This is a genomic window from Mesorhizobium sp. B4-1-3, assembly GCF_006439355.1.
Classification (GTDB): Bacteria; Pseudomonadota; Alphaproteobacteria; order Rhizobiales; family Rhizobiaceae; genus Mesorhizobium.
Genome location: NZ_VFTG01000006.1, coordinates 203,283 through 218,587, shown reverse-complemented (window position 1 = coordinate 218,587; position 15,305 = coordinate 203,283). Strand labels below are relative to the sequence as shown.

Below are 15,305 nucleotides of genomic sequence, written 5' to 3'. Positions count from 1 at the left end.
ATGAACACGTTCGGACTGCACACTTTCGCCATCGCGCCTGTCTGGGACCTCGCCCGCATCGAGCCGCAGATGGACCGGCTAAAGGAGCTCGGCATCGGCCTGATGGAGATCCCGCTGCTGCGTCCCGAGGAGATCGACACCAAGCGCACGCGCGGCTTCGCCAATCACTATGGCGTCCAGCTTATCCCCTCGCTCGGCCTGCCGCGCGCACAAGACGTGGTCGAGCGGCCGGACGAGGCGATCGACTTCCTGCAGCCGGCCTTCAAGGTCTGCAACGAGGTGGGTGCGGAAGCGCTGGGCGGCGTCACCTACGGCACGATCGGCAAGACCACCGGCCGGGCGCCGACACAAAGGGAGATCGACGGCATGTGCCGCTTCCTCGAACGGGCGGCGAAGGCGGCGAAGGCGCGCAGCCTCAAGCTCGGCATCGAGCCCTGCAACCGCTACGAGACGCATCTGATCAACCGCGGCATCGACGCGGCGCGCATCATCGAGCGCGTCGGCGCCGATAACATCTTCATCCATCTCGACACCTACCACATGCATATCGAGGAGGAGAGTTTTGCCGCCGGCTTCGAGGCGGCGGCGCCGTATCTCGGCTATGTGCATGTGTCGGAGGCCAATCGCGGCGTGCCGGGGCGAGGCATGCTCAATTGGGCGGCCTGCATGAAGGCGATCGCCGATATCGGTTACGAAGGCGCGATCACGCTCGAAAGCATGAACCATGTCGATGTCGACATCGCCGGCGGGCTCGCCGTATGGCGGCCGGTGGCGGAAGATCCGCGCGACGTGATCGAGGTCGGCCTGCCATTCCTGCGCGAGGAAGCGAAGAAGGCCGGGCTGACGCTTGGATAGAATCAAGTAGCGCGGTCAAGAGACCGAAGCCTGGACGGCGCTATTTGCCGGACCAGATACCTCGTGCAATGTGGCTTCGGAGGATTGAAAATCGTGCCATTCGTCAGCATCGGCGGCGTCGCGCTGCACCACCGCTACATAGAAGCGAAGGACACTTCGCGCCCGATCATCTTCATCAATTCGCTGGGCACCGACTTCCGCATCTGGGACGACGTCATCGCGCGGCTTAACGGTGAAATGCCGATGCTCGTCTACGACAAGCGCGGCCACGGGCTTTCGGACATCGGAAGCGGGGTGCGCTCGATAGACGATCACGTCGATGATTTGAGCGCGCTTATAGATCACTTCGGTTTCAATAAGGTGGTGCTCTACGGCCTGTCGGTCGGCGGCATGGTCGCGCAAGGGCTCTGTGCCCGGCGGCCCGAACTCGTCCAAGCGTTGATTCTGGGCGACACCGCGCACAAGATCGGCACCGCCGAGAGCTGGAACAGCCGCATCGCGACCGTTGGGCGCGACGGCATCGAGGCGATCGCCGACGCAGTGCTCAAGGGGCGGTTCACGCCGGAGTTCCATGCCAGGCGCGCCGCGGATCTTGCCGGCTGCCGCAACATGCTGACCAGGCAGGCGCTGCCGGGTTATATCGGCACCTGCATGGCGGTCCGCGACGCAGATTTCACCGAGAGCGCCCGGCGGATTGCGGTGCCGACGCTCTGCATCGTCGGTGACCTGGACGGCTCGACGCCGCCTGAGTTGGTCCGCTCGCTGGCCGACCTGATCCCCGGCGCGCGCTTCGAGGTGATCCGCAATGCGGGACACATCCCGGGCATCGAGCAGCCCGAAGCGCTGACCGCTCTTATCCGAGGCTTCGTCGCCTCGCTTGATGGTCAGTGAGATAGGCACCGTTCAGGACAGGCCATAGCCGCGCCGGACCTCAGACGCGCTCCAGCGCGATGGCAATGCCCTGACCAACGCCGATGCACATGGTGGCCAAGGCCAGCTTGCCGCCCCGCTCGCGCAGCTCGAGCGCCGCCGTGCCGGTGATGCGTGCCCCCGACATGCCAAGCGGGTGACCGAGCGCGATGGCGCCGCCATTCGGATTGACGTTCGCGGCGTCTTCGGCGATGCCGAGTTGGCGGAGCACGGCAATGCCTTGGGAGGCGAAGGCTTCGTTCAATTCGACGACGTCGAACTGTTGCGGCGTCAGGCCAAGGCGGGCGCAAAGTTTCTTCGTGGCCGGCGCCGGACCGATACCCATGATGCGCGGCGCCACACCGGCGACGGCACCCCCGAGGATGCGGGCGATCGGCGTCAGCCCATGTTTCTTGGCTGCCGCTTCCGAAGCGACAATGAGGGCGGCCGCGCCGTCATTGACACCGGAAGCGTTACCAGCGGTGACGGTGCCGCCCTGGCGGAACGGCGTCGGCAGTTTGGCCAGTGCCTCGATGGTGGTGCCGGCGCGGGGATGTTCGTCCTTCGCGACGACGATCGGATCGCCTTTTTTCTGCGCGATCGTCACCGGCGTGATCTCCTTCGCCAACCGGCCATTTTCTTGCGCTGCGACCGCCTTGTCCTGGCTGCGGGCCGCAAAGGCGTCCTGGTCGGCTCTGCTGACGGAAAAATCTTCGGCGACGTTCTCACCGGTCTCCGGCATGGAATCGACGCCATACTGCTTCTTCATCAGCGGGTTGACGAAGCGCCAGCCGATGGTGGTGTCGTAGATCTCGGCATTGCGCGAGAAGGCGGTGTCGGCCTTCGGCATGACGAAGGGCGCCCGGCTCATCGATTCGACGCCGCCGGCGACCATCAGCTCCGCTTCGCCAGCCTTGATGGCGCGGGCGGCGATGGTGACGGCATCCATGCCGGAACCGCACAGACGGTTGACGGTCGAACCGGGAATGTCCTGGGGCAAGCCGGCAAGCAGCAGCGCCATGCGCGCGACGTTGCGGTTGTCCTCACCGGCCTGGTTGGCGCAGCCAAAGACGACATCGTCGATGACGGCCCAATCGACGCTCTTGTTGCGTTCCACGAGCGCCCGCAACGGGATGGCGCCGAGATCGTCGGCGCGGATGGAGGACAGCGCGCCGCCGAAGCGGCCGATCGGCGTACGAATGTAGTCGCAGATGAAGGCTTCGGTCATCTAAGCAGCTTTCCCTTTGGCGGTTCCTTGATGCGCCGCCTTGGTGCGGGCCTGCAGGTCGCGCAATGTCTTCAGCTCGAGTTCCGTCGGCGTCGGCGTCTCGTCAAGGGCCTCCGCGAATTTTACGACCCAGCCACAGGTCTCCTGTACCTGCGTGCGCGTGACGCCCGGATGCAGCGACACCACGGTGAATTCCTTGGTCACGGGATCCGGTTTCCAGATGGCGAGGTCGGTGATCAAAAGCGTCGGCCCGGCGGTGTCGATGCCAAGCCGCTGGCGATGATCGCCGCCGTCGCCATGGCCGAATGAGGTGAAGAAGTCGATCTTCTCGACCATGCCTCGCTTCGACTGCGCCATGGTGATGTAGACCTGTCTCGACGAGGTGGCGATCTCCGGCGCGCCGCCGCCGCCGGGCAGGCGGGTCTTGGGATGCGCATAGTCGCCGACGACGGTGGTGTTGATGTTGCCGAACTTGTCGAGCTGGGCGGCGCCCAGGAAGCCGATCGAGATGCGGCCGCCTTGCAGCCAGTAGCGGAACATCTCCGGCACCGCGACGGTGGTGACGGCCGTCTCGCACAATTCACCGTCGCCGATCGACAGCGGCAAGACGTCGGGCGCGGTGCCGATGGTGCCGCTCTCGTAAATCAGCGTGATGTCGGGCGCATGGGTCAGCCGCGCGACGTTGCAGGCGGCCGACGGCGCGCCGATGCCGACGAAGCAGACATCGTCGCTTTTCAAGGCGCGGCTGGCGGCGATCGTCATCATCTCGTTCGGGGTGAAGCCCACGTCGCTCATGCGGCCTTCCTCAAATGCTCGACGCGGCCGGCAAAGTCCTCGGCGCTGCTCTCGATGACGTTCTTTTGGATCCACACCTGGAAACGGTCGCGGTCGGCGGCGATCTCGTCCCACTCGAGATAGGCGGCGTTGTCGCGCTCGTAATAGCCATGCGTGTAGGAGGGATGCGAGCCGCCCGGCACGATGGAGATCGCAGCGATCGTCCAGCTTGGCAGCACGGTGAGGTTGGGATGGAGGTCGAAATTGTCGACCACTTCCTCGACCGTAACCACGGCGCGCTTTGCGGCGAGAACGGCCTCCTTCTGGATGCCGATGATGCCCTCGACCAGTACATTGCCTTTGCGGTCCGCCTTCTGCGCATGGATGAATGTGACGTCCGGCCTTATCGCCGGGACAGCGGCCAGCACCTCGCCGGTAAACGGGCAAGTGACCGATTTGATGTTGGGGTTGACCGAGGCGAGACCGGCGCCGCGATAGCCACGGAACACCGCGCAAGGCAGGCCGGCCGCGCCAGCTTCATAAGCGTTGGCCATGCCGGCATGGCTGTGCTCCTCGACCTCGACGGCGCGTGGAAAGCCGTTCTCGATCGCGTCACGGGCGCGCCTGAGCAGGCCGACGCCCGGATTGCCGACATAGGAGAAGACGACCTTTCTCGCCATGCCCATGCCGATCATCTGGTCGTAGATCAGGTCGGGCGTCATGCGGATGAGAGTGAGGTCGCGAAAGCCCTGGCGGATCGCCTCATGCGCGGCGGCGGTCGGGATCAGATGGGTGAAGCCCTCGAAGGCGACCGTCTCGCCGTCATGCAGATTTTCCGCGACCGCCTCCTTCAGCGGCAGGAACTTGACCATCTCAAGGCTCCGTGAAAAGTTCGTATTGCGAACCATTGTTTTGTATGAGATACTTTTAACTCCAACCTTTGGATTGAGTCAACGCCGGCTTGGAGGCGCGCGTGGAAGAAGAATCCATTTCGCGCGACCACGTCGGCTCGCTGGAACGCGGCCTCACGGTGATGGAGATCCTCGCGCGCCATCCGGCCGGCATGACGCTGACCGAGATGGCCGAAGAGGCTGACCTCACCCGCGCGGGCGCCCGCCGCTTTCTGCTGACATTGGTCGCCACGGGCTATGCGACGCAGTCCGCCCGGCTGTTCTCGCTGTCGCCGCGCCTTTTGACCGTGGCGCGGACCTGGCTCGGCGGCGCCTCGCTCTGGACCTTCGCTGCACCCATCATGCGCGAGGTGGCGGGAAAATTCGACGAAGCCTGCAACGCGGCGGTGCTGTCGGGCGAGGACGTCGTTTATGTCGCGCGCATCCCTGGACGGCGTATCCTGAGCGTGGCGCTCGACGTCGGGGCGCGGCTGCCGGCCTATTGCACGTCGATGGGGCGGGCGCTGCTTTCCGGCCTGTCGGCGGATGACTTGAAGACTTTCCTTGCTGAAGCGTCCATCGAGCGGCGGACGCCGAAGACGATCATCGGCCGCGCCGCGCTCGGCAAGGCCATCGACAAAGCAAGGACCGATGGCTTTGCCATCGTCGACGAGGAGCTGGAGCTCGGCCTGCGCTCGATCGCGGTGCCGATCGTCGATCGCACCGGCTGCACAGTCGCCGCCATCAACGTCTCGACCCAGTCGGCGCGTTTCTCGGTCGAGGCGATGGAGCGCGACATCCTGCCGGTGTTGCGGCAGGCCAAGCAGCGCGTCGAGGAGTTCTTCTTCGTTTAAGCGGCGCGTCTGCGGCTGATGCGGCCGCTTTCATTCCGCGACCGACTCTCCTTCCGTTCTTGAATCGCGATGAAGCTTCATTGACGTTGCAATTCAGATCCGATATTGAACAGGACTATACAGGTTCATTGAACAGGTATTGATATGGCCCGTCGCGCGATGCAGATCACCCCCGGCACGGGCAAGCCCGAGCAGATCGCGACGGTTCTGGAGCATGAGATACGCTCCGGCCTGCTCGGCTTCGGCGACCGCCTGCAGAGCGAGAACGAACTCGTCCAGCGCTTCTCCGTCAGCCGCAACACGGTCCGCAAGGGGCTGGAGGAACTCTCCAGCCGCGGCCTCATCACCACCAAGGTCGGCATCGGCTCCTTCGTCACCTTCGATGGCATGCCGGTTGACGACGCGATCGGCTGGTCGCGCGCGCTTGCCGATGCCGGCGCCAATGCCGAGACCCGCACCTTGCGGCTGGAGATCATTGAGGACGCGGAACTGGCGGCAAGGCTCGGCGTCGAGAGCTCGTCCTTCATCGCCGTCGATCGCGCCCGCACCAATGCCGATGACGGCCACGCGATCTCGATCGAGCGCAGCCGGCTGCCGCTGTCGCCGGAGTTGGAAGATATACCGCTGCGCGGACTTCGAGAGGGCTCGTTGCACCAGACGCTGCGCGGGGCAGGGCTCGTTCCCGATCACGGCGAGGAATGGGTCGACATCGAGATGTTGAGCGCGGCAGACGCCGCGATCCTCGCCTGCGCGCCCGGCACGCCGTTCTTGCGCACACGCCGCCTGACACGCGCCGCCGACGGACGCGCCATCGAATTCGTCACCAGCCTGCTCAACCCGGCGCATTTCGCGCTGCACCTGGAGTTCTGAGCATGGTGGCCGACGCGATGGACCGGGCAATGGGCGCGCTGATCGGCGGGGCGCTGGGCGATGCGCTGGGCATGCCGACGCAGCTTCTGTCGCCGGCCCGCATCGCCGCGCTCTACGGTCATGTCGAGGATTTCGTCGCGCCTGCCGCCGATCACCCGGTATCGAAAGGGCTGCCGGCCGGCGCGATCACCGACGACACCGAACAGGCGCTGCTGCTAGGCCACATCCTTGTCGAATCCGGCGAGCGCTTCGATCATCCGCGCTGGGTCAACGCGCTGCTCGACTGGGAGCGCGACGTCAAGGCGCGCGGCAGCTACGATCTGCTTGGACCGTCGACCAAGCGCGCCATCGATGCCATCAACAGCGGCGTGCCCGCGGAAGAGGCCGGGCGCGGCGGTGATACCAATGGCGCGGCGATGCGCATTGCGCCGGTCGGCATCATGATGCCGCCGGAGCCGCTCGATGCCCTAGTCGCAAAAGTCGCGGAAACCTGCCGGGCCACGCACAACACCTCGATCGCAATAGCCTCCGCCAGTGCCGTTGCCGCCGCAGTCAGCCTTGGCATTTCGGGCGGCGACTGGCGTGCCGCTTCCGGCCATGCGGTCGCTGCCGCAAGACTAGGTGCTGCCCTCGGGCACTGGGTCACCGGCGGCGACATCGCCGCGCGCATCGGTTGGGCGCGGGAGCTTGTCCGCGGCAAGGCGGAGAAGGAAGCCATCGAGCTGATCGTCGACCTCGTCGGCACCGGCGTCGCCAGCCAGGAATCGGTTCCGGCCGCGTTCGCGGTGCTGGAGGTCGCGCAAGGGGATACATGGCGGGCTGCCGTCATCGCGGCCAATCTCGGCGGCGATACCGACACGATCGGTGCGATTGCCGCCGGCATGGCCGGAGCCTGCGCCGGCCTGTCGAAGCTGCCGCAGGATCGCATCGCCCGGCTGCATGGCATCGACATCGCGCAGGTTCGCGGGCTGGCTGGCGACCTAGTCGCCGCGCGTGTCTCCAAGACCGGCCCAGGCAAGGAGGTTGCCTGATGAGCGGGCGGCTCGTCCATGTCGGCAGCGCTGTGGTCGACTATGTCTACCGCATCGATGCCCTGCCGGCGGCCGGCACAGAAAAGACCGCGTCAGCTTACGCGCGGGTCGCCGGCGGCGGCTTCAACATGATGGTGGCGGCAAGCCGCACCGGCATGAAGGTGGTGTTCGGCGGCCAGCTCGGCACTGGACCGGACGGAGACTTCCTGCGCAAAGCCTTCGCGGCCGAAGGCATCGAGACGCTGACGCCGCCATCGCCTTCGATGGACAGCGGCAATTGCGTCGCGATGATCAGCGCCGACGCCGAACGCACCTTCGTCTCCTGGCCGGGCGCCGAGAGCCGGCTCACGCCGGACATGATGAAGTCGGTCCAAGTCGTTGCGGGTGACTGGGTTTTCACCTCGGGCTATACGCTGAGCTATCCCGGCAGCCGCGATGCGCTGACCCACTGGATCGAGGCGCTGCCGGCCGGCATTCCTTTCGTGTTCGATCCGACGCCGGTGATCGCCGACATTCCGCGACCGATCCTGGACAGGGTGCTGGCGCGCACGACCTGGCTGAGCTGCAACACCAATGAGGCTGCCGAGATTGCCGGCGCCGGCGACGCCCAGACCGTCGCCATCCGATTGCTCGCCGAACATTGCCCCAGCGCCGAAGGCGTCGTCATCCGCGCCGGCGCGCAGGGCTGCCTCGTGCGCATGGCCGATGGCGGCACTCGCGCGGTGCCGGGTTTCGAGGTGGAGGCCGTCGACACCAACGGGGCTGGCGATACGCATATCGGCGCCTTCGTCAATGGTCTTTCGCGCGGCATGCTCCCTTGCGAGGCGGCCCGCTACGCCAATGCGGCCGCAGCACTTTCGGTCACTCGCCATGGCGGGTCTTCGGCGCCGGCCGACACTGAAATCCAGGAGTTCCTGACTGAGCGCGGCGAAGCGACGACCGCGCCTGGCCGGGCGAAAGCGACTGCAACTTAACAAGCCCGCCAACCGGGCAAACAATGAGAGGAAAAGAACATGCGCATGCCCAGACTGACTGCATTGCTTACGGCGACGGCCGTCTTCGTCTCCGCCTTCACGCTGGCCGCACAAGCCGCCGAGGAAGTGCATGTGCTCAACTGGAAAGGCTATGGCGCCGACGAGCCCTGGGCGGTCGCCAATTTCGAGAAGGCGACCGGCTTCAAGGTGGTCAACGACTTCTTCAACTCCGAACAGGAGATGCTGACCAAAATCCGCACCAATCCCGGCCTCTACGACGTCGTCATGATCAACGCCGCCTTCAACGACCAGGCGATGGCCGGCAAGCTGATCCAGCCGATCGATGTCTCGAAGCTCTCTAACTATGCCGATATCGCCAAGGACAAGGCCAGCTCGCCGATGCTCAATCATGACGGCAAGGTGTATGGCGTGCCGTGGGTGTGGGGCCTGACGGCTCTGGCCATCAACGAAAAATCCTTCGACAAGCCGCCGACGAGCATCGCCGAGATGTGGAACCCGGCGCATAAGGGCCGCGTCATCATCCGCGACGACGCCGTCGAGGCGGTGCAGTTCGGCGCGATCGCTTCGGGGCAGAACATCAACGACATCAAGGATATGGATGCAGTCAAGGCGAAGCTCACCTCGCTGATGCCGCAGATCAAGACCTTCTGGAGCTCGGAGAACGACTGGAACCAGATGGTCGCCTCCAACCAGATCGACATCGGCACCTATTGGAGCGGCTCGGCGGATCGTGCCAAGACGCATTTCAAGCTGCCGGTCTCGCTGGTCATCCCGCAGGAAGGCGCCGTCGCCTGGCTCGACGCGTTCTCGATTCCCGTCGGCTCCAAGAACGTCGCCGGCGCTGAAGCCTTCATCAACTACATGATCGACCCGAAATTCTATGTCGAATGGGTCACCAAGGTCGGCGCGCCGGTTTCGGCCAATACCAAGGCCGTCGAGGCGCTGCCCGAAGATGCCTTCAACCGCAAGGTCATGGGCAGCCCGGATGTCGCCAAGCGTATCCAGTTCCAGGCGCCGATCACCGACGAGCAGCGCGAAAAATACCTGGCGCTGTGGCAGGAGCTGAAGGTCAACGTGAAGTAATAGGCGTCTTTCGGGGAGGAGAGGCAGAATGGCTGACCAGCTTGCGATCGGTTCGCGTCGCGGACTGAAGCCGGCGCTGCCGCTTCTCCTTCCCGCCTATCTGTGGTTGACGGTGGCGATCTTCTTGCCGCTATCGGCCATGTTCTTTTTCTCGTTCATGACCGACCTGCCGCTGGCTGGAAAGGAATGGTCGTTCACGCTCGGCAACTACGCCGCCTTTTTTTCTCAGAGCCTCTATTCGCGGCTTCTGCTTTCATCGCTGCGGCTCGGCCTCGAAGTGACGCTGTGGTGCGTCGTCATCGGCTATCCGGCGGCTTATGTGCTGGCTAAGGTGCTTAAAGGGCGAAGCCGCGAGGCGATCTTCCTGCTCGTCATCCTGCCGTTCTGGTCGAACGGTCTCGTGCGCATCTTCTCCTGGGCGATGGTGCTGCGCGAAGGCGGCATCCTCGATACGGCGTTGAACGCGGTGCTGCCGTTCAAGATCAATATCGATCTGATGTATTCCTATCCCGCCGTCATCATCGGCCTTGTGCACTCCTACGTGCCCTATATGGTGCTGACCTGCTATCTTACGCTGCAGGCCATCGACGACTCGCTGATCGAGGCCGGCCGCTCGCTCGGCGCGTCGCGGCGGCAGGTGTTGTGGCGGGTGATTATCCCGCTGTCGATGCCGGGCCTTGTCGCCGGTGCCGCGCTGATCTTCGTGCCGGTCGTCGGCTCCTTCATGGAACCGCGCATCCTCGGCGGCCGCACTGGCACCTTCTACGGCACGGTCATCGAGGACCAGTTCGTCGCCGTCTTCAACTGGCCGCTGGGCGCGGCGCTCTCCTTCATCCTCCTCGCCGTGGTGCTGATCATCCTGGCGCTGGCGGCACCCGTCCTGCGGAGGACAGGCTGATGGCGACGACGCGTATCCTCGAAGGGCTCGGGCGCTTCTACATCGTGCTTTTGCTCGGCTTCCTCTATCTGCCCATCATCATCATGGCGGCGATGTCCTTCAACGCCTCGCCCTTCTACCAGTTGCCGTTCGAATGGACGACGGACTGGTACGCCTCGCTGTGGCAGAACGATCAGCTGATCGCGGCGACCTGGAACAGCATCGAGATCGCAATCATCACCACGTTGATCTCGACGGTGCTTGGCTCGATGGCCTCGCTCGCGCTCTACCGCTATGAGTTCCGCGGCAAGAAATTCCTGCAGGCGCTGCTCTTCCCGCCTATCGCCATTCCGTGGCTGATCACCGGCACGGCGATGCTGATCTTCTTCTTCGGCGTCGGCATCGGGCGCGGCCTGGCGGCCATCCTGCTCGGCCATGTCGCGCTGGCGCTGCCTTATGTGATCGTCGTCGTCTCCGCGCGGCTGCAGACCTTCGCGCCGGAGCTGGAGGAGGCGGCGCGCTCGCTAGGAGCCAACCAGTGGCAGGTGACCATGCGGGTCACCTTGCCGTGGATCATGCCCGGCGTGATCGCCGGCGGACTGTTCGCCTTCGCCGTTTCGTTTGACCAGTTCGTCGTGTCCTACTTCCTGTCGACGCCCGGCCAGACGACGTTGCCGGTCGAAATCTATGCCGCGATCCGCAAAGGCTTCACGCCCGAAATCAACGCGGTGTCGACGATCATCATTGTCGTGTCGATGGCGCTGATGCTGCTCACGGCACGCTTCTTCAAGTTCGGCGGAGAGAAATAATGGCAGGCGTCCAGGTCGCGAACGTCTCCCGCAGTTTCGGCGCGCACAAGGCGCTGGACGATGTCTCGATCGATTTCGCCGATGGCGGCTTCTACGCGCTGCTCGGACCTTCGGGCAGCGGCAAGACAACGCTTCTCCGGCAGATCGCCGGCTTCGACTTTCCGGACAGCGGCCGCATCGCCATCGGCGGCGAGAGCGTCGAGCGCGTGCCGGTCGAAAAGCGGCGCATCGGCATGGTGTTCCAGAACTATGCGCTGTTCCCGAACATGAGCGTCGCCGACAATGTTGCCTTCGGCCTGTCGGTGCGCGGCGAGCCGAAGGCGACGATCGCCACGGAAGTGCAGCGCGCACTCGATCTCGTGCAGCTGGGCAAGCTCGGCGGCCGCAGGCCGCACCAGCTCTCCGGCGGCCAGCGCCAGCGCGTGGCGCTGGCGCGCGCCATTGTCACTAAGCCGCGCGTGCTCCTGCTCGACGAGCCGCTCGGCGCGCTCGACAAGGCGCTTCGCGTCGACATGCAGATCGAGCTGAAGCGCATCCAGCGCGAGATCGGCATCACCACCATCTTCGTCACCCACGACCAGGAAGAGGCGCTGACGATGAGCGACCGCATCGGCATCCTGCGCGACGGCAGGCTGGTGCAAGAGGGGCCGCCGGAAGAGATCTACGACCGGCCGCAAAGCGAGTTCGCCGCGACCTTCCTCGGCGACGCCAACATCTTACGCGGCGATGCGACCGGCTCTGGGATCAAGCTGCCGGACGGCACGACAATCGCGGCTTCGACAGGCGCATCGGTGCCGGCCGGCGCCAAGGCGAGCTGTGCCGTGCGGCCGGAGCGCATCCGGATCTCGACCGGTGCGACAACGTCCGATCCAGCGAATGCCAACACGCTCAAAGGGCGGGTTTCGAAGCGCATCTTCGCCGGCAACAACAGCACCTATTTCGTCGAGCGCGACGGCCAGACGCTGAAGGTCATCGTCCAGAACACCGGCACCGAAAGATTGGCGGAAGGTCAGCCTGTCGTGCTCACATGGTCCCCGGACAGCACGGTGCTGATCGCGGCCTGAGGCTGCCGATCCTCGAAGCCAGGCGGAGACGGTTCAAATCTCCGGGATGCTCTCGCGGAAGATCACCTGCAGCCGCGGCTGGTGGAGCTCATAGGGCAAGCCCTTGACGGAGTGCGACAGAATGTTGAGCGCTTCCCTGGCCTCGACACGCGGGTTCTGGTCGATCACCGCGTCGAGCGTGCCGTCGAGCAAAAGCTCCTTGGTGCCGTCCGTCACCTCATGGCCGAGGAAGATGATCTCCTTCGCGCGTCCGCGCTCCTTCAGCGCGCGGGCGATGCCGGTGTTGCCGGCGCCGACATTGTAGATCGCGGCGAGGTCGGGGTGGCGCTCGAGCAAGGCGGAGGCTTCCGAATAGGCCTTCTCGCGGTCGTCGAGCATTTCACGCATCTCGACGATCTCGAGGTTGGGAGCTTCCTCGGCGACGATGTGGCGGAACCCCATCTCGCGCTCCTCATGGCCGCGATAGGCGAGCGAGCCGGCGAACAGCGCGACCTTGCCCGGACGCCCTGCGCCCATGAAGCGATTGAGCAGATAGCCGGCCAGCCGGCCCGCGGCGCGGTTGTCAATGCCGATATAGGCGACCCTCGGCACATGCAGGATGTCGGAGGCGATGGTGACGACCTTGATTTCGCTCGCCGACAGCGAGCGGATCGCCTCGCGGACGGTCGGGTGGTCGAGCGCGATGACACCGACGCCTTGCGTCTGGCCATGTAGGTCCTGCAGCAGGCGGGCGAGGCGGTCGGGATTGAAGCCTTCGATGGTCGTCACGCGCACGTCGAGATCGGGCCGCGTCAGTGCTTGCGTCTCGATGTGCCGGTGCAGGAGCTTGATGAAGGAGTTGGTGCCGGCCGGCAGCGCGAAATCGAGCCTGATCGTCTGTCCCTGCACCGCGCGGTATTGGCTCCCGTTCGATGTTTCGGCGATGTAGCCCAGGCGCTGCGCCATCTCGATGACGATTTCGCGGGTGCGGGCGCGCACGCCCGGCCGGTTGTTCAGCACACGGTCGACCGTGGCTGGAGAAACGCCGGCTTCCCGGGCTATATCTGTCAGGGTTGACCGCACGTCGAGCACCTCACCGCAACATCAAAATCACGTAGCTTTCACTCAGTTCCGGAGAACGCCTCAGCGGCGACCGCGATTCTGATGTGAAATGATGTAACCGCCCTTGGCTTGCGCGCAAGCCGGCACGGTACACAAGGCGCGAAGGTCGGCTCAAGCCGGTCAGGTCGCGGCAAGAATCCCTCAAATCCAAGCAATGGGGGTGAGGTGGCGGGTATGGTGGACTGCATTATCTGCCTCATTTGCGACCTTATGACGTGTTTTGAGTATTTATGATGTTGACAGGCTTCACGTGCTGTCGTCAATATCCCTCACGTGGGCCATGGAGGAACAGGCCCCGAGGGAGGAATTCGATGTCTCATTTGATCCGCATGTCGCGGCGCCGCCTGCTGGCGTCCGGAGGAAAGGCCGCGGTGTTCGTCGCCGCGACCGGTATTGCACCGCAGTTCATTCGTCCCGGCCGCGCTTTCGCGGCGGACGCGCTGGCGCCCGGCATGATCGGTGGGCCGACCGGCTTCGACGGCGCCGAGCGCTATCAATACGGACCCGACACGCCGGAAGGACGCGCGGTCGAGGCGGCCAAGGCGCTTAAGGCGGCTGGCAAGGCGCCGACGAAGATCGTGCTGGGCCTGTCTGACGGCTCGATCGGCCAACTGACCAAGCCTTTTCCGGCCGGTGCGCCGTCGATCAAGGACCTGTGGGAAAAGGAAACCGGCATCCAGATCGAGATCGTCGGCCTGCCGAACGGCCAGGAATTCACCAAGACGATGCAGGACATCTCCACCAAGGGTGGGGCCTACGACATCTATTCGACCGAATGGAACCGGCTCGGCGATCTCGCCGAGACCGGCGGTATCGCCAAGCTCGACGACTTCGTCGCCAAGCACAAGCCGGAATGGGACGACCCGAAGCAGGGTTACGTCAATGGCGCCAAGGGCGTGTCGCTGCTCAACCAGTATCGCGGCTCGACCTATGGCGTGTCGCTCGACGGCGACTTTCAGACCTGGGTCTATCGCACCGATCTGTTCAGCGATGCCGCCGAGCAGAAAGCCTTCAAGGACAAATACGGCTACGACCTCGCGCCGCCGAAGACCTGGAAGCAGCACAGCGACGTCGCGGCCTTCTTCCAGCGGCCGGACAAGGGCCTGTTCGGCTCGACCGACCTGCGCAACCAGGGCTGGGGCTACACCAACTGGTACCAGCGCTACGTCTCGATGGCCTCGCCCAACCAGTTCCTGTTCGGCGACGACGGCAAGCCGCTGATCAATTCCGAGCAAGGCATCGCCGCCACCAAGGAATATGTGGAGTCGCTGGCGCATCATTCGCCGGACGCGATCTCGTGGGGCTGGCCGGAACAGTATGGCAATTTCGCCAAGGGGGGCGCTGCGATGACCTGCGCCTTCTCCAACCTGCCGAAATTCCTCGACAACGCCGGCAACAAGGATTCGGCCGTCACCGGCAAGATCGGCTCGATGCTGCCGCCCGGTCGCGAGATCGACGGCAAATTGATCAGCCGCTCGGTGCTGTGGTTCTCGCTGACCGGCATGGTCTCGTCGCAGTCGAAGAATCCGGAGGCCGCCTACTTGCTGCTGCAGTGGCTCGGCTCGGCGCGCATCTATGCCTGGATGAGCGCCAATCCCGGCGGCTATCTCGATCCGTTCCGGCTCTCGGACTTCTCCGATCCGCTCGTACGCCAGACCTATCACGCCTACCATATGGATGTGGTGCGCGAGACGGTGGCCCGCACGGTGCCGACCATCAACTATCCCGGCGCCACGGCCTTCCACAACGCGCTCGACGAGAACCTCGTGGCCTCGCTGACCAAGGCCAAGGCGCCGGAGCAGGCGATGGCCGATACCGAACGCGAATGGAAGAAGATCGCGCGGCGCATCGGCGAGGACAAGCTCCTCGAAGCCATCAAGACCAACAAGGAGGCCTGGCCCACGGTTCTCGATCCGATCAGCTGATCCGTCTCCCTGGATCAGAACCGGAGGGGAGGGGCGTCAG

General features: G+C 64.7%; 15 protein-coding genes. 11 read left to right on the top strand and 4 right to left on the bottom strand.

Going from position 1 to position 15,305, the window contains the following annotated elements:
- Together FJW06_RS11170 and pcaD are read left to right on the top strand one after the other, a co-directional pair.
- Positions 1-855 carry a sugar phosphate isomerase/epimerase family protein gene (locus FJW06_RS11170; RefSeq protein WP_140751515.1) on the top strand — a complete coding sequence of 285 codons (855 nt, stop codon included), beginning with the start codon at positions 1-3 and terminating at the stop codon, positions 853-855.
- A gap of 93 nt (positions 856-948) precedes the next feature.
- Positions 949-1,746, top strand: coding sequence for a 3-oxoadipate enol-lactonase (gene pcaD / locus FJW06_RS11165; protein WP_140751513.1), 798 nt, complete (start codon positions 949-951; stop codon positions 1,744-1,746).
- Between the two features lie 40 nt (positions 1,747-1,786).
- Here the strand turns inward: pcaD and pcaF are convergent, their stop codons facing one another.
- The 3 genes from pcaF to FJW06_RS11150 are packed head-to-tail and all read right to left on the bottom strand — an operon-like array spanning position 1,787 to position 4,638.
- Positions 1,787-2,992 carry a 3-oxoadipyl-CoA thiolase gene (gene pcaF / locus FJW06_RS11160; RefSeq protein ID WP_140751511.1) on the bottom strand — a complete coding sequence of 402 codons (1,206 nt, stop codon included), beginning with the start codon at positions 2,990-2,992 and terminating at the stop codon, positions 1,787-1,789.
- A complete protein-coding gene (locus FJW06_RS11155; protein WP_140751509.1) occupies positions 2,993-3,787 on the bottom strand; it encodes a CoA-transferase subunit beta in 795 nt (264 codons plus the stop codon).
- A complete protein-coding gene (locus tag FJW06_RS11150) occupies positions 3,784-4,638 on the bottom strand; it encodes a CoA transferase subunit A (protein WP_140751507.1) in 855 nt (284 codons plus the stop codon). Before FJW06_RS11150 ends, FJW06_RS11155 begins: the two co-directional genes overlap by 4 nt.
- A gap of 101 nt (positions 4,639-4,739) precedes the next feature.
- Between FJW06_RS11150 and FJW06_RS11145 the strand changes: the two genes are divergently transcribed.
- The 8 genes from FJW06_RS11145 to FJW06_RS11110 all read left to right on the top strand — a co-directional run bounded on the left by FJW06_RS11145 (position 4,740) and on the right by FJW06_RS11110 (position 12,239).
- Positions 4,740-5,510, top strand: coding sequence for an IclR family transcriptional regulator C-terminal domain-containing protein (locus tag FJW06_RS11145; protein ID WP_140751505.1), 771 nt, complete (start codon positions 4,740-4,742; stop codon positions 5,508-5,510).
- A gap of 144 nt (positions 5,511-5,654) precedes the next feature.
- Positions 5,655-6,380 carry a GntR family transcriptional regulator gene (locus FJW06_RS11140; RefSeq protein WP_140751503.1) on the top strand — a complete coding sequence of 242 codons (726 nt, stop codon included), beginning with the start codon at positions 5,655-5,657 and terminating at the stop codon, positions 6,378-6,380.
- A 2-nt stretch (positions 6,381-6,382) separates the two neighbouring features.
- Positions 6,383-7,411: an ADP-ribosylglycohydrolase family protein gene (locus tag FJW06_RS11135; protein WP_140751501.1), complete on the top strand. Its 1,029-nt coding sequence runs from the start codon at positions 6,383-6,385 to the stop codon at positions 7,409-7,411.
- Positions 7,411-8,385, top strand: a complete 975-nt coding sequence (locus FJW06_RS11130; protein ID WP_140751499.1) for a PfkB family carbohydrate kinase — start codon at positions 7,411-7,413, stop codon at positions 8,383-8,385. The genes FJW06_RS11135 and FJW06_RS11130 overlap by 1 nt, the downstream gene beginning before the upstream one ends.
- Positions 8,386-8,424: 39 nt before the next feature.
- Positions 8,425-9,489, top strand: coding sequence for an ABC transporter substrate-binding protein (locus tag FJW06_RS11125; protein WP_140751497.1), 1,065 nt, complete (start codon positions 8,425-8,427; stop codon positions 9,487-9,489).
- A gap of 28 nt (positions 9,490-9,517) precedes the next feature.
- Complete coding sequence (locus FJW06_RS11120; protein WP_140751495.1) at positions 9,518-10,387, top strand: ABC transporter permease; 870 nt, start codon at positions 9,518-9,520, stop codon at positions 10,385-10,387.
- The gene (locus tag FJW06_RS11115) at positions 10,387-11,175 is read left to right on the top strand and encodes an ABC transporter permease (protein ID WP_140751493.1); all 789 of its coding nucleotides are present in this window, start codon (positions 10,387-10,389) and stop codon (positions 11,173-11,175) included. Before FJW06_RS11120 ends, FJW06_RS11115 begins: the two co-directional genes overlap by 1 nt.
- Positions 11,175-12,239 (top strand): ABC transporter ATP-binding protein, encoded by a 1,065-nt coding sequence (locus FJW06_RS11110; RefSeq protein ID WP_140751491.1) that lies wholly within the window; start codon positions 11,175-11,177, stop codon positions 12,237-12,239. Before FJW06_RS11115 ends, FJW06_RS11110 begins: the two co-directional genes overlap by 1 nt.
- A gap of 33 nt (positions 12,240-12,272) precedes the next feature.
- Here the strand turns inward: FJW06_RS11110 and FJW06_RS11105 are convergent, their stop codons facing one another.
- Positions 12,273-13,301, bottom strand: coding sequence for a LacI family DNA-binding transcriptional regulator (locus FJW06_RS11105; RefSeq protein ID WP_140751489.1), 1,029 nt, complete (start codon positions 13,299-13,301; stop codon positions 12,273-12,275).
- Between the two features lie 350 nt (positions 13,302-13,651).
- Here FJW06_RS11105 and FJW06_RS11100 point away from each other — a divergent pair, with 350 nt between their 5' ends.
- Positions 13,652-15,265 carry an extracellular solute-binding protein gene (locus FJW06_RS11100; protein ID WP_140751487.1) on the top strand — a complete coding sequence of 538 codons (1,614 nt, stop codon included), beginning with the start codon at positions 13,652-13,654 and terminating at the stop codon, positions 15,263-15,265.
- Positions 15,266-15,305: the final 40 nt, after the last annotated feature.